Annotated in this window: 26 protein-coding genes; 10 read left to right on the top strand and 16 right to left on the bottom strand. The window is 63.2% G+C overall.

Going from position 1 to position 20,722, the window contains the following annotated elements; genetic code table 11:
* Positions 1 to 31: 31 nt before the first annotated feature.
* The 4 genes from V1283_RS43900 to V1283_RS43885 all read right to left on the bottom strand — a co-directional run bounded on the left by V1283_RS43900 (position 32) and on the right by V1283_RS43885 (position 3,893).
* Positions 32 to 385 carry a hypothetical protein gene (locus V1283_RS43900; protein ID WP_334392796.1) on the bottom strand — a complete coding sequence of 118 codons (354 nt, stop codon included), beginning with the start codon at positions 383 to 385 and terminating at the stop codon, positions 32 to 34.
* A gap of 221 nt (positions 386 to 606) precedes the next feature.
* Positions 607 to 1,935 carry a glycolate oxidase subunit GlcF gene (gene glcF / locus V1283_RS43895; RefSeq protein ID WP_334392795.1) on the bottom strand — a complete coding sequence of 443 codons (1,329 nt, stop codon included), beginning with the start codon at positions 1,933 to 1,935 and terminating at the stop codon, positions 607 to 609.
* Entirely contained in the window at positions 1,932 to 3,170 is a 1,239-nt protein-coding gene (locus V1283_RS43890) for an FAD-binding protein (protein WP_334392794.1), read from the bottom strand. Before V1283_RS43890 ends, glcF begins: the two co-directional genes overlap by 4 nt.
* 33 nt (positions 3,171 to 3,203) lie before the next feature.
* Positions 3,204 to 3,893, bottom strand: a complete 690-nt coding sequence (locus tag V1283_RS43885) for an ArsR/SmtB family transcription factor (RefSeq protein WP_334392793.1) — start codon at positions 3,891 to 3,893, stop codon at positions 3,204 to 3,206.
* 334 nt (positions 3,894 to 4,227) lie between these two features.
* Here V1283_RS43885 and V1283_RS43880 point away from each other — a divergent pair, with 334 nt between their 5' ends.
* Positions 4,228 to 4,563: a putative quinol monooxygenase gene (locus V1283_RS43880; protein ID WP_334392792.1), complete on the top strand. Its 336-nt coding sequence runs from the start codon at positions 4,228 to 4,230 to the stop codon at positions 4,561 to 4,563.
* Positions 4,564 to 4,611: 48 nt separating this feature from the next.
* Here the strand turns inward: V1283_RS43880 and V1283_RS43875 are convergent, their stop codons facing one another.
* Together V1283_RS43875 and V1283_RS43870 are read right to left on the bottom strand one after the other, a co-directional pair.
* Positions 4,612 to 5,865, bottom strand: coding sequence for an acyltransferase family protein (locus V1283_RS43875; protein WP_334392791.1), 1,254 nt, complete (start codon positions 5,863 to 5,865; stop codon positions 4,612 to 4,614).
* Positions 5,825 to 7,318, bottom strand: a complete 1,494-nt coding sequence (locus tag V1283_RS43870; protein WP_334392790.1) for an FAD-linked oxidase C-terminal domain-containing protein — start codon at positions 7,316 to 7,318, stop codon at positions 5,825 to 5,827. Before V1283_RS43870 ends, V1283_RS43875 begins: the two co-directional genes overlap by 41 nt.
* A 230-nt stretch (positions 7,319 to 7,548) precedes the next feature.
* Between V1283_RS43870 and cycA the strand changes: the two genes are divergently transcribed.
* A complete protein-coding gene (gene cycA / locus V1283_RS43865) occupies positions 7,549 to 7,941 on the top strand; it encodes a cytochrome c-550 CycA (RefSeq protein WP_334392788.1) in 393 nt (130 codons plus the stop codon).
* 63 nt (positions 7,942 to 8,004) lie between these two features.
* Here the strand turns inward: cycA and V1283_RS43860 are convergent, their stop codons facing one another.
* Both V1283_RS43860 and V1283_RS43855 read right to left on the bottom strand, forming a co-directional pair.
* A complete protein-coding gene (locus V1283_RS43860; RefSeq protein WP_334392787.1) occupies positions 8,005 to 8,298 on the bottom strand; it encodes an antibiotic biosynthesis monooxygenase in 294 nt (97 codons plus the stop codon).
* Between the two features lie 187 nt (positions 8,299 to 8,485).
* Positions 8,486 to 9,448 carry an alpha/beta fold hydrolase gene (locus V1283_RS43855; RefSeq protein ID WP_334392785.1) on the bottom strand — a complete coding sequence of 321 codons (963 nt, stop codon included), beginning with the start codon at positions 9,446 to 9,448 and terminating at the stop codon, positions 8,486 to 8,488.
* A gap of 265 nt (positions 9,449 to 9,713) precedes the next feature.
* On the opposite strand from V1283_RS43855, the gene V1283_RS43850 reads away from it, so the two are divergent.
* Complete coding sequence (locus tag V1283_RS43850) at positions 9,714 to 9,893, top strand: hypothetical protein (RefSeq protein WP_212417885.1); 180 nt, start codon at positions 9,714 to 9,716, stop codon at positions 9,891 to 9,893.
* Positions 9,894 to 9,944: 51 nt separating this feature from the next.
* On the opposite strand, the gene V1283_RS43845 is transcribed toward V1283_RS43850, so the two are convergent.
* The 5 genes from V1283_RS43845 to V1283_RS43825 form a co-directional block, all read right to left on the bottom strand.
* Complete coding sequence (locus tag V1283_RS43845) at positions 9,945 to 10,226, bottom strand: hypothetical protein (protein WP_334392784.1); 282 nt, start codon at positions 10,224 to 10,226, stop codon at positions 9,945 to 9,947.
* Positions 10,227 to 10,437: 211 nt separating this feature from the next.
* Positions 10,438 to 11,037: a tetratricopeptide repeat protein gene (locus tag V1283_RS43840; protein WP_442895924.1), complete on the bottom strand. Its 600-nt coding sequence runs from the start codon at positions 11,035 to 11,037 to the stop codon at positions 10,438 to 10,440.
* A 180-nt stretch (positions 11,038 to 11,217) separates the two neighbouring features.
* Positions 11,218 to 11,343 (bottom strand): type B 50S ribosomal protein L36, encoded by a 126-nt coding sequence (ykgO, locus tag V1283_RS43835; RefSeq protein WP_002718645.1) that lies wholly within the window; start codon positions 11,341 to 11,343, stop codon positions 11,218 to 11,220.
* Positions 11,344 to 11,568: 225 nt separating this feature from the next.
* The gene (locus V1283_RS43830) at positions 11,569 to 12,018 is read right to left on the bottom strand and encodes a MaoC family dehydratase (protein WP_161849804.1); all 450 of its coding nucleotides are present in this window, start codon (positions 12,016 to 12,018) and stop codon (positions 11,569 to 11,571) included.
* A gap of 14 nt (positions 12,019 to 12,032) precedes the next feature.
* Complete coding sequence (locus V1283_RS43825; protein WP_334392782.1) at positions 12,033 to 12,509, bottom strand: MaoC family dehydratase; 477 nt, start codon at positions 12,507 to 12,509, stop codon at positions 12,033 to 12,035.
* A 107-nt stretch (positions 12,510 to 12,616) separates the two neighbouring features.
* On the opposite strand from V1283_RS43825, the gene V1283_RS43820 reads away from it, so the two are divergent.
* From V1283_RS43820 to V1283_RS43805, 4 genes are read left to right on the top strand one after another with little or no spacing between them, the layout of a single operon-like run.
* On the top strand, positions 12,617 to 13,501 hold the full coding sequence (locus V1283_RS43820) for an amidohydrolase family protein (protein WP_334392781.1): 885 nt from the start codon (positions 12,617 to 12,619) through the stop codon (positions 13,499 to 13,501).
* A gap of 37 nt (positions 13,502 to 13,538) precedes the next feature.
* The gene (locus tag V1283_RS43815; protein WP_334392780.1) at positions 13,539 to 14,363 is read left to right on the top strand and encodes a dienelactone hydrolase family protein; all 825 of its coding nucleotides are present in this window, start codon (positions 13,539 to 13,541) and stop codon (positions 14,361 to 14,363) included.
* Positions 14,364 to 14,369: 6 nt separating this feature from the next.
* Positions 14,370 to 15,116, top strand: coding sequence for a haloacid dehalogenase type II (locus V1283_RS43810; protein ID WP_334392779.1), 747 nt, complete (start codon positions 14,370 to 14,372; stop codon positions 15,114 to 15,116).
* 5 nt (positions 15,117 to 15,121) lie between these two features.
* Complete coding sequence (locus V1283_RS43805) at positions 15,122 to 15,622, top strand: YbaK/EbsC family protein (RefSeq protein ID WP_334392778.1); 501 nt, start codon at positions 15,122 to 15,124, stop codon at positions 15,620 to 15,622.
* Here the strand turns inward: V1283_RS43805 and V1283_RS43800 are convergent.
* The 3 genes from V1283_RS43800 to V1283_RS43790 all read right to left on the bottom strand — a co-directional run bounded on the left by V1283_RS43800 (position 15,604) and on the right by V1283_RS43790 (position 18,141).
* Positions 15,604 to 15,975 (bottom strand): hypothetical protein, encoded by a 372-nt coding sequence (locus tag V1283_RS43800; RefSeq protein WP_334392777.1) that lies wholly within the window; start codon positions 15,973 to 15,975, stop codon positions 15,604 to 15,606. The genes V1283_RS43805 and V1283_RS43800 overlap by 19 nt on opposite strands.
* 125 nt (positions 15,976 to 16,100) lie before the next feature.
* Positions 16,101 to 17,090, bottom strand: a complete 990-nt coding sequence (locus tag V1283_RS43795) for a tripartite tricarboxylate transporter substrate binding protein (RefSeq protein WP_334392776.1) — start codon at positions 17,088 to 17,090, stop codon at positions 16,101 to 16,103.
* A 139-nt stretch (positions 17,091 to 17,229) separates the two neighbouring features.
* Positions 17,230 to 18,141, bottom strand: a complete 912-nt coding sequence (locus V1283_RS43790) for a LysR family transcriptional regulator (protein WP_334392775.1) — start codon at positions 18,139 to 18,141, stop codon at positions 17,230 to 17,232.
* 116 nt (positions 18,142 to 18,257) lie between these two features.
* Between V1283_RS43790 and V1283_RS43785 the strand changes: the two genes are divergently transcribed.
* From V1283_RS43785 to wrbA, 3 genes are all read left to right on the top strand, one after another.
* Positions 18,258 to 19,010, top strand: coding sequence for an SDR family NAD(P)-dependent oxidoreductase (locus tag V1283_RS43785; RefSeq protein WP_334392774.1), 753 nt, complete (start codon positions 18,258 to 18,260; stop codon positions 19,008 to 19,010).
* A 75-nt stretch (positions 19,011 to 19,085) separates the two neighbouring features.
* Positions 19,086 to 19,784: a pirin family protein gene (locus V1283_RS43780; protein WP_334392773.1), complete on the top strand. Its 699-nt coding sequence runs from the start codon at positions 19,086 to 19,088 to the stop codon at positions 19,782 to 19,784.
* A gap of 182 nt (positions 19,785 to 19,966) precedes the next feature.
* Positions 19,967 to 20,566: an NAD(P)H:quinone oxidoreductase gene (gene wrbA, locus V1283_RS43775; protein WP_334392772.1), complete on the top strand. Its 600-nt coding sequence runs from the start codon at positions 19,967 to 19,969 to the stop codon at positions 20,564 to 20,566.
* Positions 20,567 to 20,722: the final 156 nt, after the last annotated feature.

Here is a 20,722-nt window from a genome sequence, read left to right as displayed (position 1 = left end):
TCTCTGAAACGTTGCTCCGGCAGGCGACCGTCTAGTTGTGGTCGCCGCCGTTGGACGAGCCGGAGCCCCACGAGGGTGCGGACGGTTCCGGGGTAGCCCAGCTCGGCGCCGGTGCGGGTTCCGGCTCTGGCGCCGCCATCGCGGGCTCCGCCTTGGGAGCGGCGGGCTTGGCAGCCGCCCTCTTTTTCTTTGCCGGGCTCTTCTTTGCAGCCTTCTTCGGCGCGGCAGCCTTTGACTTCTTGGCAGCCTTCTTGGCGGATTTCTTTGCGCCCTTCTTCGCAGCCTTCTTTGCCGATTTCTTCGCGGCCTTCTTGGCGGACTTCTTCGCCGCTACGGCCTTCTTGGCCTTTTTAGCCTTCTTGGCCTTCTTACTCTTCTTCGCCATCTGGTCCTCCTGTTGACGCTGTCCATGTGTGTCGAGCGCTTCGAATAGTCCGTGGGCCAGACCGGGGCGACACTTCTTCGAAGTGTCCTCCCGCTCCATCCCTTGTCCGGGCGCGATCTCCGGGCAAACGTTTTCGCGTCTGTCCCGAGGAAACCGGATGCCGATCCCGCCATCCACACGCGGGGGGCAGACGTTCCGGATCTCGCCCGTAGGCCGATCGATCAATTCAATCCCTGGCCGATCGATCCAGGCTTTGGACCTCCTGTCGCCCAATCGAGAAGCTCAATCGTGTGCACCACAGGAACTGACGTACCGCCGGCAATTTGCACCATGCACCCAATATTGCCCGCAGCGATCATGTCCGGTTTGACTGTCGCAAGATTGGCGATCTTCCGATCGCGCAATCTGCTCGCAATGTCGGGCTGGAGAATGTTGTAGGTCCCCGCCGAACCGCAACACAAATGGCTCTCGGGCACATCTTTCACCACGAATCCATTCTTGGAAAGCAATTCTTTCGGAAGGCCTGTGATTTTCTGCCCATGTTGCAGCGAACAGGCGGAGTGATAGGCGATCGTGACGTCGCCTTTTTGTGTCGTTGGCGCGAGTTCAATGCCGCCGAGAAACTCCGTGATATCCTTTGCCAGCGCGGAGATTTGAGCTGCAGGACTAGCGAATTCGCGATCCTCGCGCAGCATGAAACCATAGTCCTTGATGACCGTGCCGCAGCCCGATGCCGTAATCAGGATGGCGTCGAGGCCGCCTTGTTCCGCTTCCTTTTTCCACACGTTGATGTTGGCGCGCGCTCGTGCCAGCGCGTCGCCATCCTGCCCGAGGTGATGGGTGAGCGCGCCGCAGCATTGCTCGTCCCTGACGAGGACGACCTCGATGCCATGGCGCGTCAGGAGATTGATGGCGGCCTGGTTGATGCGCGGCGCCAGCACCTGCTGGGCGCAGCCCTGCAGCAGCGCGACCCGCCCACGCCGTTCGCCCGTGGCCGGAAAGACGCTGCCACCCGTGGGCCCCGGCGCCGGCAGGCCGTTCGGCGCGAGCGCCAGCATCGCCTTGATCCGCCGCAACAGGCCGGGGGTCGTGGCCACCTTCGGCGCCGGCAACAGGCCAGCAAACGGCCGGGCGAGCCGCGCCATGATCATGCTGGCGCGAAACAGCCTTGGCCGCGGCAGCACCAGCGCCAGCACCGCGCGCAAGGCCCGCTCCGCCAGCGGCCGCGAATAGTCCCGCTCGATCCGGACCCGCGCCTGATCGACCAGGTGCATGTAGTGCACGCCCGATGGACAGGTCGTCATGCAGGCAAGGCAGGACAGGCAGCGGTCGATATGCTTGACCACTTCAGCGGTCGGCGGCTTGTCCTTTTCCAGCATCTCCTTGATCAGGTAGATCCGCCCGCGCGGGCTATCGAGTTCGTCGCCGAGCAGCACATAGGTCGGGCAGGTCGCGGTGCAGAAGCCGCAATGCACGCAGGCGCGCAGGATCTTGTCGGCTTCGGCGATATCGGGATCGGCCAGTTGGGTGAGCGAGAATTCGGTTTTCATGTCGCTGATCCCCGCACCATCCGGCCACGGTTGAGGATGATCTTGGGATCGAAGCTGTGGCGCACCCGCTGGCTCAGCGCGGCAAGGCCGCCGGCCTGCGGATGGAAGACTTCGACATCTCGCCTGGTCTGCTCGGACGCCCGGATCAGCGAGGCGTGGCCGCCGGCCGCCTCGACGCGCTGCCGCACCAGACCGGCTAGCGCATCCGGCTTGGGCGGCAATGCCGCCCAGATCAGGCCGCCGCCCCAGTCGTAGATCACATCGCCCCCGCTATCGCGCGCCAGAGCCTGACCGAGCACCCCGCCCGACGCCGGCGGACAGACGATCCGCCACACCGGCCACGCACCGAGCGATCCGCTTGCGGCAAAGGCTTCGACGTCGCGGATCGCGCGCCAGACCGCAGCCGACGCCGCATCCTGCAACATTTCCACAGGCCCAAACGCGGCAAGCGTCTTGCCGAGAGAATTGGCGCGGTCGGCTACCGACGCCGCGATGCCCTCCAGCCGTAGCAGGGTCATCGCCCGGCTCTGCGAGGAAAGGCTTGCCAGCGCGCCCGTCGCCGGCCGGAACGCCGAATTCGGCAGATGCGCCGCGCCCGAAACGTCGAACGGCGAGCCGAGTGCGGCGGTCATCGCGCGATTGGCGGTCACATCGTCCAGCCCACCCAGCACCAGCGTACGCTCGCTCTCGGGCTTCGGCATCACCTTCAAGGTCACTTCCGTCATCACAGCCAGCGTGCCCCACGACCCCGTCAGCAGCTTGCAGAGGTCATAGCCGGTGACGTTCTTCACCACCTTGCCCCCGGTCTTGAAGCTGTCGCCGAAACCGGACACCGCATGCGCCCCCAGCAGGTGATCGCGGGCGCCGCCAGCCTTGATGCGGCGGGGACCGGCGAGCCCCGCGCCGATCATGCCGCCGATGGTGCCGTTGCCGGACACGCCCAGCAGCGCAGAGGTATCCATCGGCTCGAAGGCGAATTGCTGGTTCTTGGAATCGATCAGCGACTGCACGTCGGCCAGCGGCGCGCCGGCCTGCACCGTGATGATCAGCTCGTTCGGCTCATAGGATATGACGGCGTTGAGCGCCGAGAGATCGAGCACCGCATTGGTCGCCATCGGATGGCCGATCGCGCGCCTGGTGCCATGACCGATGATCTCAAGCGGCTGCTCGCTGGCAATCGCAGCGCGCACCACTTGCTCGACGTCTTTGGCGTCTCTTACCTTGAGCGTATCCACGCCTTTAGCGGGTAGCCAAATTTGGCTCCGAAATCAAATGCGCGCACCGAACAGATTTTTGAACGCCGCAAGCCCCGCCGCGGTGATTTCGACGGAGCGGCCCTGTGGCCGGCGGCGGATCCAGTCCCGCTGGAACGCGAGGTCGGCGATCGAGGCTCCTGCCCGTCCGGCGAGATGCGGAAGCCGCTCGCTCCAGTCGAGACAGGGTCGGCACAGCGCCCGCCGGCGCCGCGCCGGTGATCGCAGGTCGAGGCCGAGACTGCCAAGAAATGCCAGGCCCGCGGCGGTCAGTTCGCCGGCATCCTGGTCCAGAACGAGATAACCGCGTTCCCGCAGCGCATCGGTGACCGCGACGCCAAGTTCGCCCGCAAGGTGGTCGTAACAGGTCCGGGCCCGCCGCATCTGATCGTCGATCCGTGCCGACGGCCGGGAGGCTTGCGGACCGGTGACGGCAACCGTCATCATGCCCTCGAGCATCTGCGCGACCAGCGGGGTGGCCAGCCGGTAGAGCCGCCGCGGACCGCGCCTCTCCACCTTCAGAAGCGCGCGCTGAACCAGTCTGGAAAGATGCCAGCTCGCCGTCTGCGGCGTGACGCCCGCGAGCAGCGCCAGTTCGCTCGCTGTCTGCGCGCGCCCGTCCATCAGCCGCGACAGGATGCGGGCGCGCCCGGGATCGGCGATCAGTCCGGCCAGTTCGGCAAGCTGCGGTGCGATGGTCGGCATGGCCAACTCCTGCTTCCGGCGAAATCCACCATGCTTGTCGCATGCCATTCGGACGCAACGTTTCGATCATGATCGAAATGTTCACGACATCGATACTTCGATCGCAGGCGAATCGAGGCCGCCAGGCGATCGCTACAAGGGTCGCGCTGATCGCGATCGAAACGAACCGATGGAGACAGACATGGAGCGATCGATAACAGCGCGGCCCACGCCGCGATCTAACGAAGTGTTCAGCCGAAGGTCGGTGATCACTGCATTCGGAGCGGTCCTGGCGATCTATCTCTCGCCATGGACGATGTCGTCATCTCGATCCCAGGAGCAAGGAGCCCAGACAATGAATCAGTATGCAACGAAGAAATCGATCAGTGACGCCGTCGACGGCGGCGGGCTGCTCGTTGTTGCGCAATGGGAAGCAAAACAAGGCGAAGCCGACAAGGTCGCCGCGATCCTCGACCGCTTTCTGCCCGAGGCGCAGCGCGAGGAAGGCGTCAAGTTGTTCCTGATATCGAGGGCCAAGGACAATCCGGCCCAGTTCCTGTTCTATGAACTGTTCCGCGACGAGGCCGCCTTCAAGGCGCATCAGGACAGCGCGCATTTCAAGACCTACATCGCGGGCGAAGCGCTGCCGTTGCTGGCGAAGCGCGAACGCACGCAATACGCGCTGCTGTAGGCGTTTCGGCACAGCCGGATGGCGCGGCCCTGGCCGCGCCATCCCGCGCTAGACGATGGCGCGCAGCGGCGATTTGCGCAGCACGAAGGCGGAGGCCGCGAAACTGCCGATAGCGGCAACCACGGTCAAAAGCAGCGCTTTGGCAATGGCGTTCAATGCCAGCGTGTGCAGCAGGATGGCGGCGCCGATCAGGACCGGCGGGTGAATGAGGTAGACGCCGAAGGCGTTATCGGACAACCATTTTGAAACCGGTCCCTGCCAGTCGAAGCGACGCCGATAGACGGCGAGCATCAACAGCCCCATGCCGACGCAAACCAGCGCCTCCCACAGGCATTTGCCGGCGCTGACCCAGTTGAAGCCGCCCGAATATTGCTGCGTCTCGCCTTGCAGGCCGCCACCAAACAGGATCAGGACTGCCATCAGCGGAACCGACGCCGCAAGCGCCAACGCTCCAAAGCGGATGCAAAAGCGCTCGGGCAGTGCGGTCAGCCAGTTGCCGCGGCAGCCCAGCGCGCCGGCGGCAAACATCAGGATATATTGCGGGAAGTCGCCGGGGTGGACGTTGAGCACCGAGGCGCCCTCGTCGACCCCGACGCGAACCAGGAACGTCGATGCCGCCATTGCGATGACGAAGGCGACCAGCCAGAGACTGCTCGCACGATCGTCCCCCGGCGATATCTGAGGTTCGCTCCGGCCGCTGCGGCGGATCAGGCCGTAAACGATCGAGAACACGAGCAGCGCCGCGCAAAACCACATCGGCCCGGTTTCCGACAGCCACTCCCCGTTCCTGATATGCTTGAACCATTGATGGCCGAAGCCGCCGCTGCCCCAGGTCCACGACAGGAAATATTGCGTCAGCGGGCCGATGACCAACATGAAGAGCAAGGTCGGAACGCCAAGCCGCAGAAAGCGGTCGCGGACGAACGGCGCAAAGCCCTTGCGGTCGTAGGCCGCGGCCGCGAAATAGCCGGCGATGAAGAACAGCGCGGCCATGAAAAAGGCCTGCAGGAAACTCTGGTAGACGCCAAAGAAGAGCGCCGTGCCGAGGCCGGTCGGACGCCGGTCGACATAGTACCAATTGCCGAACGGGCTATAGGTGTCACAGGCGTGCATGCTGAGCACGAGGATGATCATCGACCAGCGGATGTTGTCGATGAACAGCAGCCGCGGCGCGCTTCGCGCTCCGGTCACCGCGCCCATCGCGTCGCCCGCCGTGGTGTCAGCCGTATCGCGCCACCGGGACCAACGCCAGCTCCAGCCGCTAGAACCGCGGCAATTCAGGAAACGCCAGTCTGCCACCATGCACATGCACCCGGCCGAGCTCGGCGCAGCGATGCAGCGTCGGAAACACTTTTCCGGGGTTGAGCAGGCCCTGCGCGTCGAAGGCGCATTTCAGCCGCTGCTGCTGGTTCAGGTCGATCTCGGAAAACATCTCGCCCATCAGGTCGCGCTTCTCGATGCCGACGCCGTGCTCGCCGGTGAGCACGCCGCCAAATTCGACGCACGCACGCAGGATGTCGGCGCCGAAGGCTTCGGCCCGCTCCATCTCGCCGGGCTGGTTGGCATCGTAGAGGATCAAGGGATGCAGATTGCCGTCGCCGGCGTGAAACACGTTGGCGACGCGCAGATCGTATTTGGCCGAGAGGTCGCGGATGCGCGCGAGCGTCTTCGGCAGCGCGCCGCGCGGAATGGTGCCGTCCATGCAGAGATAGTCGGGCGAAATCCGGCCCACTGCCGGGAATGCCGCCTTGCGGCCGGCCCAGAACAGATTGCGCTCGGCCTCCGACGTCGAAATCTGGCAGCTCGTCGAGCCGCAGCCTTGCGCGATCGACTCGACCCGCTTGATCAGTTCATCGACTTCCACACTCGGTCCATCGAGTTCGATGATCAAAAGCGCCTCGACATCGAGCGGATAGCCGGCATGCACAAAAGTTTCGGCGGCGTGGATCGCGGGCTTGTCCATCATTTCCATGCCGCCCGGAATGATGCCGGCGCCGATGATGGCAGCCACGCATTCGCCGGCGGCCTCGACCTCGGCGAAACCCACCATCAGGGCGCGGGCCGTCTCCGGCTTCTGCAGGATCCGCACCGTGATCTCGGTGATGACGCCGAGCAGCCCCTCCGAACCAGTGATGATGCCCATCAAATCGTAGCCGGAATTTTCGGCGGCCTTGCCGCCGATCCGCAGGATCTCGCCCGACATCAGCACGATCTCGCAGCCCAGCACGTTGTTGGTGGTCATGCCGTATTTCAGGCAATGCACCCCGCCGGAATTCTCCGCGACGTTGCCGCCGATCGAGCAGGCGATCTGCGAGGAGGGATCGGGCGCGTAGTAGAAACCCGCATGCGCCACCGCCTGGCTGATGGCGAGGTTGGTGACGCCGGGCTCGGTCACCACCACGCGGTTGTCGAAATCGATCTCGCGGATGCGCTTGAACTTGCCGAGCCCCAGCAGCACGCCGTCGGCCAGCGGCAGCGCGCCGCCTGACAGCGAGGTGCCGGAGCCGCGCGGCACCACCTTGATGCCCTGCTCGCAGCAGTATTTCAGGACTTGAGAGACCTGTTCGGTGGTGTCGGGCAGCACCACGACCATCGGTGGTTGCCGGTAAGCCATCAGGCCATCGGACTCATAAGGCAGCATTTCGGCCGCGCTGTCGATCACGCCCTCACCCGGCACGATCGCACGGAGCGCGGCAACAATGGCGTCACGCCGGTTCAGAACCGCCTGATCGGCAGCCGGCATCATGATGGCCATGCGTATTCCTCCAAGCCCAGCGAATAGCGATTTGTGGTGGCAAATCAAGCACGTCTACCAAGGTTTGGGTAGGCCATCCGAAGGTGGCATTGCCACGCGTCAAACGATCAGTTCTCTCTGGGACAAGTCGGCAATGCTGAAACCTGTCAAGGTTTCGTGGGTTGTCCAATCCAAGCGGGCCTGCCACAAGAAATCCGCCTATCTCCCCGGGAAGAAACGAAGAGCACCACATGAAAACATCGACTTTGAGCGCGCTGATTGTCGTTACCTCATTGGCCACAGCAACGGGCGCGCTGGCGCAGGACGCCGCCGCCGGCAAATCCTCGTTCAACAAATGCCTGGCCTGCCACGCGATCGGCGAAGGCGCCAAGAACAAGGTGGGCCCCGTGCTCAACGGGCTCGATGGCCGCCATTCCGGCTCTGTCGAGGGTTACTCCTATTCCGACGCCAACAAGAATTCCGGCATCACCTGGGGCAAGGATGTATTCCTCGAATACATCAAGGAGCCGAAGGCGAAGATTCCGGGCACCAAGATGGTGTTCGCCGGCATCAAGAACGAGAAAGAGGCTAACGACCTCTGGGCCTATGTTTCCTCGTTCGACAAGGACGGCAAGACGAAGTGAGATTGTCGGCGGCTCTGCACGTGTGGCGGAGCCGCGTCGCCTCCCGTTCCTGCGTTCGCCCGATCAAGCCAGCGTGTGCACGATCACGGGTCCGGCCATCGCGGTGGCTGGCCCGGTCAACAGCGGCGCCAGCTCATGCTCGATCCACGCCAGTGCGCGCTTGTTGGATTCCTCGGCGGCGGCAAAATTGTTGAACAGGCTGATCGCGATCACCGTGTCGTCGGGCGCATAGACCACGTAATAGCCCATGAAGCCCTCGACCTCGCTGATGACGGGAATCGCGCCCTCCTTGATCCGGCGTGTCAGCTCTTCGGCCTTGCCGGGCTTGGCCTTGCCCTGACGAATGGCGGCGTACATGGGGCTCTCCCTCGAACGTAAGCTGCCCAGTTCGCAACCTCTCACACGTTCATCCCGAGCGGGACGAGCAGCGAGATCCCGCTCAGCGATCGTATCCCATCCGGAGCCGTCAGGCCACGTGCGGTGTCACGGTCGTGCTTGACCGCGCAAGAACGCTCGTCGGATAGAGCACCGGCTCCCGCACGGCTCAATGGGCCGCCGCTGCCGCACCCGGCGCCATCGCTGATATCATCGCCTCAACTTCCGCAATGATGAGATCGGGCGCGGCCTGCTGGATCATGTGGCCGACGCCCGGCAGCACGATCAGTTTCGCGTTCGGCGCGGTAGCCGCGAACGGCCGTGAGTGGATGTTGGTCGACACCGTCTTGTCGGCGTCGCCGGTGATGATGGCGACCGGCGCCTTGATCTGCGCATAGCGCGGTGCCTGCTCGGCGACCGCCGCCTTCAGTGTCACCAGATCGCGCGCATTGGCGATGAATTCGCGCGGCCGCAGCAACAGGGGTGTCGCGGTGTTCCGAACAAATCCGTCCGGCATCGTCTGCGGCAGGAACACGCTGCGCGCGCCCGGTTCCGCCAGCAAAAGGCCGAGCGGCAGCGTGACGGTGTAGGCGAATAGCGGACCGATCACCGGCGTCGCGATCAACCTGTTGTAGCGCCCGGCGCCGCCGGGCCACGGATAGGCCACCGGCGCCAGCATCACCAGGCCGGCGACGGCTTGCGGGTAATCCAGCGCGATGCGCGCACCCAGCGCGCCGGACCAGGAATGCACCACAAAGATCGCGCTGGTGACGCCGAGCTTTGCCAGCGCGTCGGCGATCATGCGGGCCTGAATTTCGGGCGTCGAGTCCTCGATGCGGGCGCGGGTGCTCCAGCCATGCCCGGGACGATCGATCAGGATCACGCGGTGCTTCCTGGCCAGCCGTTCCCCGACCGGCTGCCGCATCACTTCGAGATTGGAACTCGCGCCGTGCAGCATCACGATCGGCGGACCGGCCGCATCGCGTGGGCCGATATCGAGGATGTGGAGGGTTCCACCCGCCACCTCGACGATCCGGCCTTGGGCCGGATGGGCCCGCTCGCTGAGAAAAACGCCGGCTTGCGTAACCAGCGCCAGCACCGCCAGCGCCGCCACGACAATCACTACCACCATCGACGATTTCCGGCTGATTTTCTGCACCAGCGAGCTACGGCCCGGATCGGCGCAGGTTTCGTGGGTTGTCCACAGGGGACCCGTTCTGTGGATAGCGGGGTCATACTGACGTCATCGGCAAATTTGTACAGTCGCGCTGACACTTTCGCCATTTGTGCGCGTGCCTGATTAGGGGGTTAGTCGGGCGTCTGCATTGTACCCAACATCCACAGGAACAGGGGCGCTCACTACAAATTGTTCCAGCGTACAATCGAAGGGAATACCCATGATTTCCGACGCAAGCGAAGCCGCCATCGATCAGATCGTAGCGAGTTGCAATGGCGATATCCGCGGCGCCCTCAAAGCGCTGTTGCGGGTCAACGAGCAGCTTGAAGCGGAACTGGCGCAGTTCTACGCGGCCGTGGGCCTCGACGGCATGGCGCGCGGCAGTAACGCCGTACATTAGAGCGTTTTGGGTCGACGCGTTTTCCTGACGCGAAACGGCTCCAAAAACGCTCTAATCGGATTTCTTCTCGTCATTCTGCGTGTCTGCGGGCGGCTCTTCTACCGCCGGGCAACTGGAGATGGTCGAACGGGCCCGCTTGGCGTCGTCGAACGAGCTGTACGGTCCGGTTCCGAACCAGATATTGCCGCCGACCTGAGCGTTGACGACGGGATTGCTCGTGACGATCTCGCATTTGCTGGTCGTGCGATTGCCGACCACCCAATAGCCGCCTTGCGCGAAAACGCAGGTTCCGGTCGCGATCATCATCGCGCCGGCCAGCAGCAATGATTTCATGGCTCGCTCCTGTAACGCAGTCAGCCGATAATACCGCGTTAGCGACGCGGCGTTCCTGCCTGAAGTATGTCGTCGGGAATCAGGGTTAACCGCCATCTTCTTGATTGAGCATGATCTCGGACAAATGCTTCGCATTTGCCTCGGGAAAACCGGTGCCCACCTTCCCTCGCGACAATCGCCGAACGCGTTTGCGCGGAGACCATGCTCGAAATCAGATATCGCGGCCTTCGACCTTTTCGGTCAGCGTCTTGACCAGTTCCGGCACCTTCTCAAGATGCGGATTGACGGCCAGCGCCTTGCGGAACGCTTCCAGCGCGCGCTTTTCGTCGCCGATGTCCTGCATGATCATGCCGAGGCCAGCCAGCGCACCGAAATGCCGGGGCTCGCGGATCAGCACCTGCCGGATGTCCTCCAGCGAATGGGTGTAGTCGTTCTTCAGGTAATACAGCGTTGCGCGCCGGTTCCATCCCTCGACATAGTCGGGGCGGAGCTTGATGACGGCATCGAGCAGTTTCAGCGCGATATCGACCTTCTGCGCCTCCATCGCGGCCTTGGCGCGCAGCATCAGCAGCGCAGCCGTGTCGCTCGAGGTCTGCATCCACAGCGCCCAGATCCGCGCCTCGACATGCTTGGCGCTGGCTTCGTCTGGGGCCGCCTTCAGTGCGCCGAACAGGAAATCCAGCCCGCGGGTACGATCGGCTCCGACCTTGGGAAGCTTGCTCGGCGCTTCCGGCAATTTCTTTTGGGCTTTCGGCGGGGGAACGACTTGAGTGTTGTTCTGGGCAAAAGCGGTGACCGGCACGGCTGCCATGACAGCAGCTGTCATCACAATCCGGCAGTTACGGGCGCCCGGGAATCTCAAAACCATGAGCCAAGTCTAGACGCACAAAATCGAGCCGCAAAGCAGCACGTCGTCAAAGACCTGTGAAACGAAGAAGAAAAAGCCGGCTCAGCGCCCAAGGCTTAATCTCGCCGGCCTGACCTCGGCGGCTTAACCCTGCCGGGCCTTGAAGCGGCGCTGCACCTTGTTGATCACGTACACCCGGCCCTTGCGGCGGACCAGACGGTTGTTGCGGTGGCGACCACGCAGCGATTTCAACGAGTTACGGACCTTCATGGGACAATCCTGATGCTTTGAAAGGCCGTGTTGAAGGCCGAACCTGAGCTACCCAAAAGTGGCAAAATGGGATTTATCCCGAAAGCGGCCAACCGCCCGGGACGGGGCGGTTTCTAAGCCATGCGGGCCCCGAATGTCAATCCGAATGGGCCCGTTTTCGGGCCGATCCGTCCCGTTCCGGATCTAACGCCGGGTGGATTGATAACCCGATAGAATGCTTGGAAATCACTGGCAAAACAGGTCGCGCGGGAATTCAACCAGGGCCTCGCCGGTCGCGACCTTTTCGCCCGCCTGATTCTTCACCACCACGTCGATCAGAACCCAGCGGGATTTTTCAGTCGTCTGCTTGGCCTTGATAATCCCCGAAGGCTGGATGGTATCGCCGGGCCGGACCGGCTTGACCCACCGCGTCTCCAGCCGCCGGTGGACCGCGCCGGCGGGGCAGGCCCAATCGGTGATCATGCGGGAGATCAGCCCGAAATTGTTCATGCCGTGCATGATGATGCCGCCAAAATTGGTCTTGCCGAAATTGCCCTTCATGTAGTCGTCGTCGAGATGCAGCGGGTTGTAATCGAGCGAGGCATCGCAGAACAGGCGGATCGATTCGCGTGAGACGGCGAATTTCGGGCCGTCGATGACATCGCCGGCGGAGAGATTGTCGAACGTAGCGGTCATTGATCGCTCCCCTCTCACACCGGCCGAATCGTCCAGCCGCGGCCGGAACAGATTACATCGCCACGCTGGTTGAAGAAGACGTTGTCGTGCACCACGAACAGTCGCTCGCGCTTGATGAACTTGTCGAGCGCGCGGGCCTGCAGGGTGATCACGTCATTGGGCCGCGCCGGGATGTTGTAGCTCCAGGACTGCCCGGCATTGACGGTTCCCGGCGAGCGCATCCAGTCATCCGCCGGCGTGCAGGAGAACATCAGGAGGATATGGATCGAGGGCGGCGCGATCAGCCCGCCATAGCGGGTGGTTTTGGCATAGGCCTCGTCGAAATAGACCGGATGGGTCTCGCCGACCGATTTGCAGTAGAGTTCGATCGCCTCTTTCGTCAGCGTGTAGGGAATGGTTTTGCGCGGCTCGCCGGGGACGATGTCGTCCCAGACCTTGCGCAAATTGGCGTCTTTCCAGAAATCGGTCTCAAAGGCCTCGGCCTGCGCCATGCCACACTCCCCTATTTTCTGCCTTTTGTTTCTGCCGTCTTGCGGAATTCGTTATATAGTATAATCAATTTTCCAGATCCAAAAATCAAGCCGCCCGGGGAAGCCCAATGCCCAAGCTCAAATTGCCCGATATCGAGAAAGTCACAGCCATCGACATCCATACCCATGCCGAAGAACCCTGCGGCATGCATGGTGACGACGGCTATGACGATTTCCAGGAGCGCATGGCGGACTATTTCAAGTCGCCGCACAAGCATCCGCCAACCGTGCCGGAAACCGCGGCCTATTATCGCTCCAAGAATATCGCGGCCGTGATCTTCCCGGTCGACGCCGAACGCGAGACCGGCTTCCGCCGCTACAACAATTACGAAATGCTGGAAGTGGCTTCCGACAATCTCGACGTCCTGATCCCGTTCGTCTCGATCGATCCGCACAAGGGCAAGCTCGGCGTGCGGGAAGCGCGCAAGCTGATCGAGGAATACGGCGTCCGCGGCTTCAAATTCCATCCGACCATGCAGGGTTTTTACGCCAACGACCGCATGGCCTATCCGCTCTACGAAGCCATCAACGACGGCGGCGCGATCGCGCTGTTCCACACCGGACAGACGGGTGTGGGCAGCGGCATGCCCGGCGGCATGGGGATGCGCCTGAAATATTCCAACCCGATGTACATGGACGACGTCGCGGCGGATTTTCCGGACCTCAAAATCATCCTCGCGCATCCCTCCTTCCCCTGGCAGGAAGAGGCGCTGTCGGTCGCGACCCACAAGCCGAACGTCTATATCGACCTCTCCGGCTGGTCGCCGAAATATTTTCCGCCGATCCTGGTGCGCTACATCAACTCGATCCTGCAGGACAAGATGCTGTTCGGCTCGGACTGGCCGGTCATCACGCCGGACCGCTGGCTGGCGGATTTTGCGAAACTCGACATCCGCGAGGAAATCAGGCCGAAAGTATTGAAGGCCAACGCGCGGAGGATTTTGGGTATATAACCAAGGCTCCCTCATCGGCGAAGCGTTGAGATGGCCTGTGACGAAATTCGCCAAAACCATCGCCCTCCTCGCCGCGCTCCTGACCGGAGGCGCGGCTGATGGCCTTACGGGTGAATCTTCCGCGATCGTGGTCGAAATCGAGAGCCCGCTTGCCAGCCCACATCCGCTCCAGGGTTATCTGAGGCGAGCCAACAATGCGGGACGCGCCCCCGCAGTCGTGTTGTTGCATAGCTGCCATGGAAACTGGAAACGGCTCGATGAACGCTGGGGCCAGCAGATCGCATCCTGGGGCTATGCGGTGCTCACCGTGGATAGCCTGGGTCCACGCGGCCTTAAAACCTGCGAAGGCAGGGCTCCGAACGATTCGGCCGACGACGCCTACCGCACCCTGAACTTTCTGGTGCGCGATCCATTGGTCGATCCCGATCGTATTGCTGTGATTGGTTTTGCGAACGGCGGCCGGGTGGCCCTGATGTCGGTCGAACGTGGCTATCTGGAAGAGGCAGCGCCGGCCAAGTTCCGCGCGGCCGTTGCGTTCTATCCGTTCTGCCTTGGATTGAAGGGCGAGATGACCGCGCCGGCGCTGATCCTGATCGGCGAGCTCGACGATTGGGCCTTGGCCAGGGAATGCCGCAATCTGGTCGAGGGCCGCGGCGACTGGGGTATCTCGCGGCAGAAGGACAAGGGCGTGCCGATCAAGCTGACGGTGCTTCCCGACGCCTATCACGCATTCGATGCGCCGCAGCTCACGCCGCCGCTGCTGTTGCAGGGGCACCATCTCGAATTCAACCAGGCGGCGACGGATCAATCGATCGCCACATTGCGCGAATTTCTCAATGCGACGATCGGCGTCAAAGAGTAGTTACAAATGACCATCAAAGCCGTTGTGTTCGATGCCTATGGAACGCTTTACGACGTCCAGTCGGTGGCTGACGTTACCGAGGACGCGTTTCCCGGCTATGGCGAAATCATCACCCAGGTCTGGCGCATCAAGCAGCTCGAATATAGCTGGTTGCGTTCGCTGATGCGGCGCTACCAGGATTTCTCTGAAGTCACGCGCGACTCGCTGGCCTACGCGCTGCGCAGCCTCGGGCTGGAATATGACGACGACACTTTCGCGCGCATCGTCGACAAATATCTGCATCTCGAACTCTATCCGGATGCACTCGCTGCACTGTCAGCGATGAAGGATCGCAAGCTTGCGATCCTGTCCAACGGCAGCCCCGATATGCTCAACGCGCTGGTGCGCAACAGCGGGCTCGACCGCCTGCTCGATGCGGTCATCAGCGTCGACGCCAGGAAGATCTTCAAGCCCAGTCCCGAGGCCTACACGCTGATCGAGGAAGTGCTCCACGTGCCGCCTGCCGAAGTACTGTTCATCTCCTCCAATCCCTGGGACGCCTGCGGCGCCAAGGCGTTCGGGCTCAATGTCGCCTGGATCGAGCGGGTGACGCCGGAAGCGATGGCGCTGACCTGCCTCGAAAGCGAGACGCTGCCGCCGTTGACAATGTTCAAGATACTGCGCACCCAGATGGATGAGCTCGGTGTTGCGCCCGACCATCGCATCCACGGCCTCTCCGAGCTTCCCGCACTGGTGTCTGCCCAAAGGTCCTGAGAAACATGAGTCTTGAGTCCGTCCGCGCCTTCTTCGCAGAAAAGGCGCCCGATATTTCCGTGATCGAATCCCAGATGAGTTCCGCCACCGTCACGCTCGCCGCCGAAGCCTACGGCGTCGAACCGGCGCGGATCGCAAAAACGCTGAGCTTGCGGATCGGCGAGCGCGTGGTGCTGATCGTGACCGCCGGCACCTCGCGGATGGACAACAAGAAGGTGAAGGCGCTGTTCGGCGGAAAGCCGAAAATGCTCGGCCTCGAGGAAGTCGCCGACATCACCGGCCATGAAGTCGGCGGCGTCTGTCCGTTCGGATTGAAGACGCCGCTGCCGGTCTATTGCGACGTGTCGCTGCAGGCGTTCGACATCGTGGTGCCGGCCGCGGGCTCGACCCACAGCGCGGTGAAAATCACGCCGGCGCGCATGGCGGAGTTGACCGCCGCCGAATGGGTCGACGTCTGCGAGCTCAGGCCCGCGCAGGAAGCGACGTCCTATTCGTCTTCCTCGTAGTACGGTCGCGGCTGGGGCTGCACCGCCTGCGGCTGCATTTGTTGCGGCGCGCGGCCACGTGGCGCCGTCTGCTGCGGCACGCGCTGCGACGGCGCGCGATTGGCCTGCTGCTGTTCGGCGCTCGAGTCAAATACCGCGCGGCAATTGCTGGAAAGCTGCGGCGTGTTCTGCCGCAAGCAGGCCACAATCCGGCTGACATCGGGGATCTGATCGCCGCAAAGGCGCCAGACGTCGGGCGTGCAGGCCATCTGCTGTTCCCAGGTTCCGCGATACTCCTGCGACGACGCGGGAGCGATGACGGCCGTTCCGGCGATCGCGATGGCAAGGCCGAGGACAATCCGCTGCGTTCGCATGTCCGGGTCCTTTCGTTCGATTTCAAACTAGACGCGAAAAACTCCGCGCGGCGATAGGCGCAAGCCTGTCAAAGGAATGCGGCCACGCGACGTTGGTGCGAACAAAAAAATGTGAAGCGGGTTCCCTACTCCACCTTGCCGATCTTCTTCACCGCCGCAACCAGCCGCGCGCTGTCCTCCGCGACGAATTTTGAAAATTCCGGTGCGTCCTGATAGGCGACCGGGCTGCCCGCGGTTTCAAAAGTCCTGACTACCTCTGGCGCCTTCACCGCTTCCGCCATCGCTTCGCGCAGCCGCGTCATGATCGGCGCCGGCAGGGCCGCTTGCGCGAACAGTCCCGCCCAGATGTAGAACTCGACATCCTTGTAGCCGAGTTCCTTGAAGGTCGGCAGATCGGGGAAACTCTTGACGCGCTCAGCGCCCCAGTTGGCGAGCACGCGCATCTTGCCGTCATCGACCTGCTGCTTCAGCGTGCCCGGCGCCGAGGCCATCGCTTGCACGGTGCCGCCCAACAGCGCGGCCAGCGCGGGGCCCGCGCCGCGGAACGGCACGTGCAGCAGCTTGATGCCGGCGCTCGCAGCAAACATTTCCATCGCTACATGCAGCGTGCCGTAGGGACCCGATGAGCCATACGGAATTTGTCCGGGACGCTTCTTCGCATCGTCGACGAATTCCTGCAGCGTCTTCCACGGCGCAGACGCCGGCACGGCGAGCAGCGTGGGATCGGCGAGCACGCGCGCAATCGGCGCGAATTGCGAAACTTCATATGCCACCGGGCGGTCGAACAGCCGGTCGGCTTCGGGCAATACGGCAAGCGAGGACAGCGTCATCAACAGCGTGTGGCCATCAGGCTCGGCGCGCGCCGCCGCCGCATTACCGACCGATCCGCCACCGCCGCCGGCGCGGTTGTCGACGATGACGGGCTTGCCAAGCATCCGCTCCAGCGCCTGCGCAACGGGGCGCGCCGCGAGGTCGGCCTGGCCGCCGGGCGGAAACGGCACGATCATGGTGACGTTGCGCGAGGGGTATGGGCTTTGCGCGAAGGCGGGATTGGAGAGCGCGGTTTGCGCGAGCGGCAATGCGGCGGCGGCTTTCAGAAGTTCGCGGCGGTTCATTCGTAGTTTCTCCCCGAGCAGTTTGTTTTGGTTATCCGGTGAGCCTAGCCGATACATGGCATACGGCGATAGCGCACGTCGTCTCACCCTCCCCTTGCGGGTCCCTCCAGGGGAGGGTGAAGAAGACGTTACGTCGGCGTTACTTCCGTTTCTTCGCCTTCGCAAAATGCTTCGCCAGAAAATCCGCCAGCACTTCCACGCGCGCGGGCCGCGGGCCGCCGGGCGGGGTAACTAGATGCACCGCGCCTTCGGGCTGGTGCCAGCCTTTCAGGATCACTTCGACTTCGCCCGATGCAATCGCATCGCCGACGATGAAGTCCGGCAGATCGGCGATGCCGAGGCCGGCGATGACGCTCGGCAACACGGCTTCGCCATTGTTGACGCGGAGCTGGCCCGCGGGACGGACGCTCGCCTGCTCTCCGGCCGCATTGCTGTAGTGCCAGACACCTGGTGTCGAGAGATAGGCGTAGCCGAAGCATTTATGCTCCGCGAGATGCATGGGATGTGTCGGCCTGCCATGTCGCTTCAAGTATGAAGGTGCCGCCACCGTGTAGCGCGGCATGGCGCACAGCCGCCGCGCGATCAGTGAAGAGTCCGGCAGCCGCGCGATGCGCAGGCCGGCATCAAAACCCTCGCCAATCAGATCGACCGTTGCGTCGCTCAGGTGCAGATCGATCGAGACTTCCGGATACTTCTCAAGAAACTCCGGCAAGATCGGCGCCACGGCCTTCACCCCGAACGTCATCGGCACCGCGAGCCGCACCAGCCCGCGCGGCGTCATCGATTGCGACAGCACCTCGTTCTCGGCGTCCTCGCCGTCGGCCAGCAGGCGCGCGGCGCGCTCCGCCAGCTTTTGGCCGGCATCGGTCAGCGCCAGCCGCCGCGAGGTGCGGTTGAACAGCCGCGCGCCGAGCCGCTGCTCCAGCCGGCTGACCGCCTTGGACACGGTGGCCTTGGACAGCGCCAGTTCGCTCGCCGCTGACGCAAACGACCGTAACTCCACGACTTTCGCGAAAATCGCGAGCGCCTCGAAATCCGGGAGCTTTGACATTCGGAAAACCTCCAAGTCTTCATTTTGGAAACAATGAGTTTCAATAGTTTCTATTTCTATACCACGTCGGGCGACATATCCAATGGCCATCGGAATTCAAGCAACGGAGAAATCCAATGACCAAGAAGCTCTCAGGCAAGGTTGCCCTCGTCACCGGCGGCTCGCGCGGCATCGGCGCAGCCTCTGCCCGCGCCCTCGCCGATGAAGGCGCCAACGTCGCGATCAGTTATGTCGCCTCCCCCGACAAGGCCGAGGCGGTTGTGGCCGAACTGAAGGCCAAGGGCGTCGAAGCCCGCGCTTTCAAGGCCGACCAGGCGTCATCGACAGAAGTCGAACAACTGGTCAAGGACGTCGCCAAGGTATTTGGCAGGCTCGACATCCTCGTCAACAACGCCGGCGTTGCCGTGAGCGGCGCGGTCGACGATCCCAATGCCGATACCACGGCACTGGCCCGCCAGGACGCGATCAACGTTCATGGCGTCGTCGCTGCGATCCGCACCGCTTCAAAGCTGATGGGCGAAGGCGGCCGTATCGTCACCGTCGGCTCCGGCATCGCCACCCGCGCATCGTTCCCGGGGCTTGCCGACTACGCCGCCACCAAGGCTGCGATCGTCGGCTATACCAAGGGCGCATCGCGCGACCTCGGACCGCGCGGCATCACCGTCAACGTGCTGCAGCCGGGCTCGATCGACACCGACATGAACCCGAAGGACGGCGGCGATTTTGCCGAAGCCCAGCGCACCCAGCATGCACTGCAGCGCTACGGCACCGCCGAAGAGATCGCCGCCGGCGTCGTGTTTCTCACCAGCCCGCAGGCCTCGTTCGTGACCGGCACGGTGCTCAACGTTGATGGCGGCTTCGGCGCATAACTCAAATCCAGCAAGGCCGGGCGCATGCCGCCCGGCCGCCTCATTCAAGAAAAACTTTCAACGAAGGAATATCCCATGATCGAACTCAGACCATTTGCAAAACTCGGCAGCGCAGATCACGGCTGGCTGAAAGCAAAGCATCACTTCTCGTTCGGCAGCCACTATGACCCCGATAATATGGGCCATGGCGCCTTGCGGGTGTGGAACGACGACGAGATCGCGCCGAACACCGGCTTTCCCGCCCACCCCCACGCCAACATGGAAATCATCACCTATGTTCGCGAAGGCGCGATCACGCATCAGGACTCGCTCGGCAACAAGGGCCGGACCGAAGCCGGCGACGTGCAGGTGATGAGCGCCGGCAGCGGCATTCGTCATTCCGAGTACAATCTCGAACCCGCGAAGACCAAGATCTTCCAGATCTGGATCGAGCCGACGACGAAGGGCGGCCAGCCGACCTGGGGCGCGAAACCGTTTCCGAAGTCCGACCGCTCCGGCAAGCTCGTCACCATCGCCAGCGGCATTGCCGGCGACAAGAATGCGCTGCCGATCCGCGCCGATGCGCGGGTGCTCGCCACCACGCTGAAGGCCGGCGAAAGCGCGGAATACGAGCTGCACAACGCGCGCCACCTCTATCTGGTGCCGGCGGCGGGTAGCGTCGAAGTCAACGGCGTGCGCGTCAACGCCCGCGACGGCGCCGCGATCCGCAACGAGGCGAAGCTCACGATTACCGCGCTGGAAGATTCAGAACTGGTGCTGGTCGACGCGGCGTAGCGCAACGCAACTCCCCCGCCGTCATGGCCGGGCTTGTCCCGGCCATCCACGCCTTGACGCGAAGGAAAACGTGGATGCCCGGCATCTAGCGCGAAGACGCGCTTCGCGCTTTTGGCCGGGCATGACGACTGATTTTTTATCGAACACCTCACATCAACCCCAAACCAAAAGGACCACCCATCATGGCCAAAGTACTTGTGCTCTATTATTCCGCCTACGGTCACATCGAGACGATGGCGAATGCCGTCGCGCAAGGCGCGCGTGAGGCCGGCGCCACTGTCGACGTCAAGCGCGTGCCGGAGCTGGTGCCAGCGGAGGTCGCAAAGGCGTCGTACTACAAGCTCGATCAGGCCGCCCCCATCGCCAAGATCGAAGACCTCGCCAATTACGACGCCATCATTGTCGGCACCGGCACCCGCTTTGGCCGCATGGCGTCGCAGATGGCGAATTTCCTCGATCAGGCCGGCGGCCTCTGGGCCAAGGGCGCGCTGCACGGCAAGGTCGGCGGCGCCTTCACCGCATCCGCGACCCAGCATGGCGGACAGGAAACCACGCTGTTTTCGATCATCACCAACCTGCTGCACTTCGGCATGACCATCGTCGGCCTGAACTACGGTTTTGCCGGCCAGATGAAGCTCGACGAAATCACCGGCGGCGCGCCCTACGGCGCCACCACGATCACCGGCGGCGACGGCAGCCGCCAGCCGAGCGAGAACGAACTCGCCGGCGCGCGCTATCAAGGGCGCGTGATCGCGGAGACCGCGAATAAACTGCATGGCTGATGCGATACAGGCGGCATTCTCATTCGAGGATGCCGCCATATCTGGTCCATTGGGGACGATGGATCGAGCTATGGTGGAGATTATCTTTTTCGCTCAACTGGCACGTCGGCCGCTGCAGGCGATGGCGCGGCGCTGGTGGTGCAGGAGCCTCTTCCG

Source organism: Bradyrhizobium sp. AZCC 2262 (assembly GCF_036924535.1).
Lineage (GTDB): Bacteria > Pseudomonadota > Alphaproteobacteria > Rhizobiales > Xanthobacteraceae > Bradyrhizobium.
This window is presented reverse-complemented; position numbering and strand designations above follow the sequence as displayed.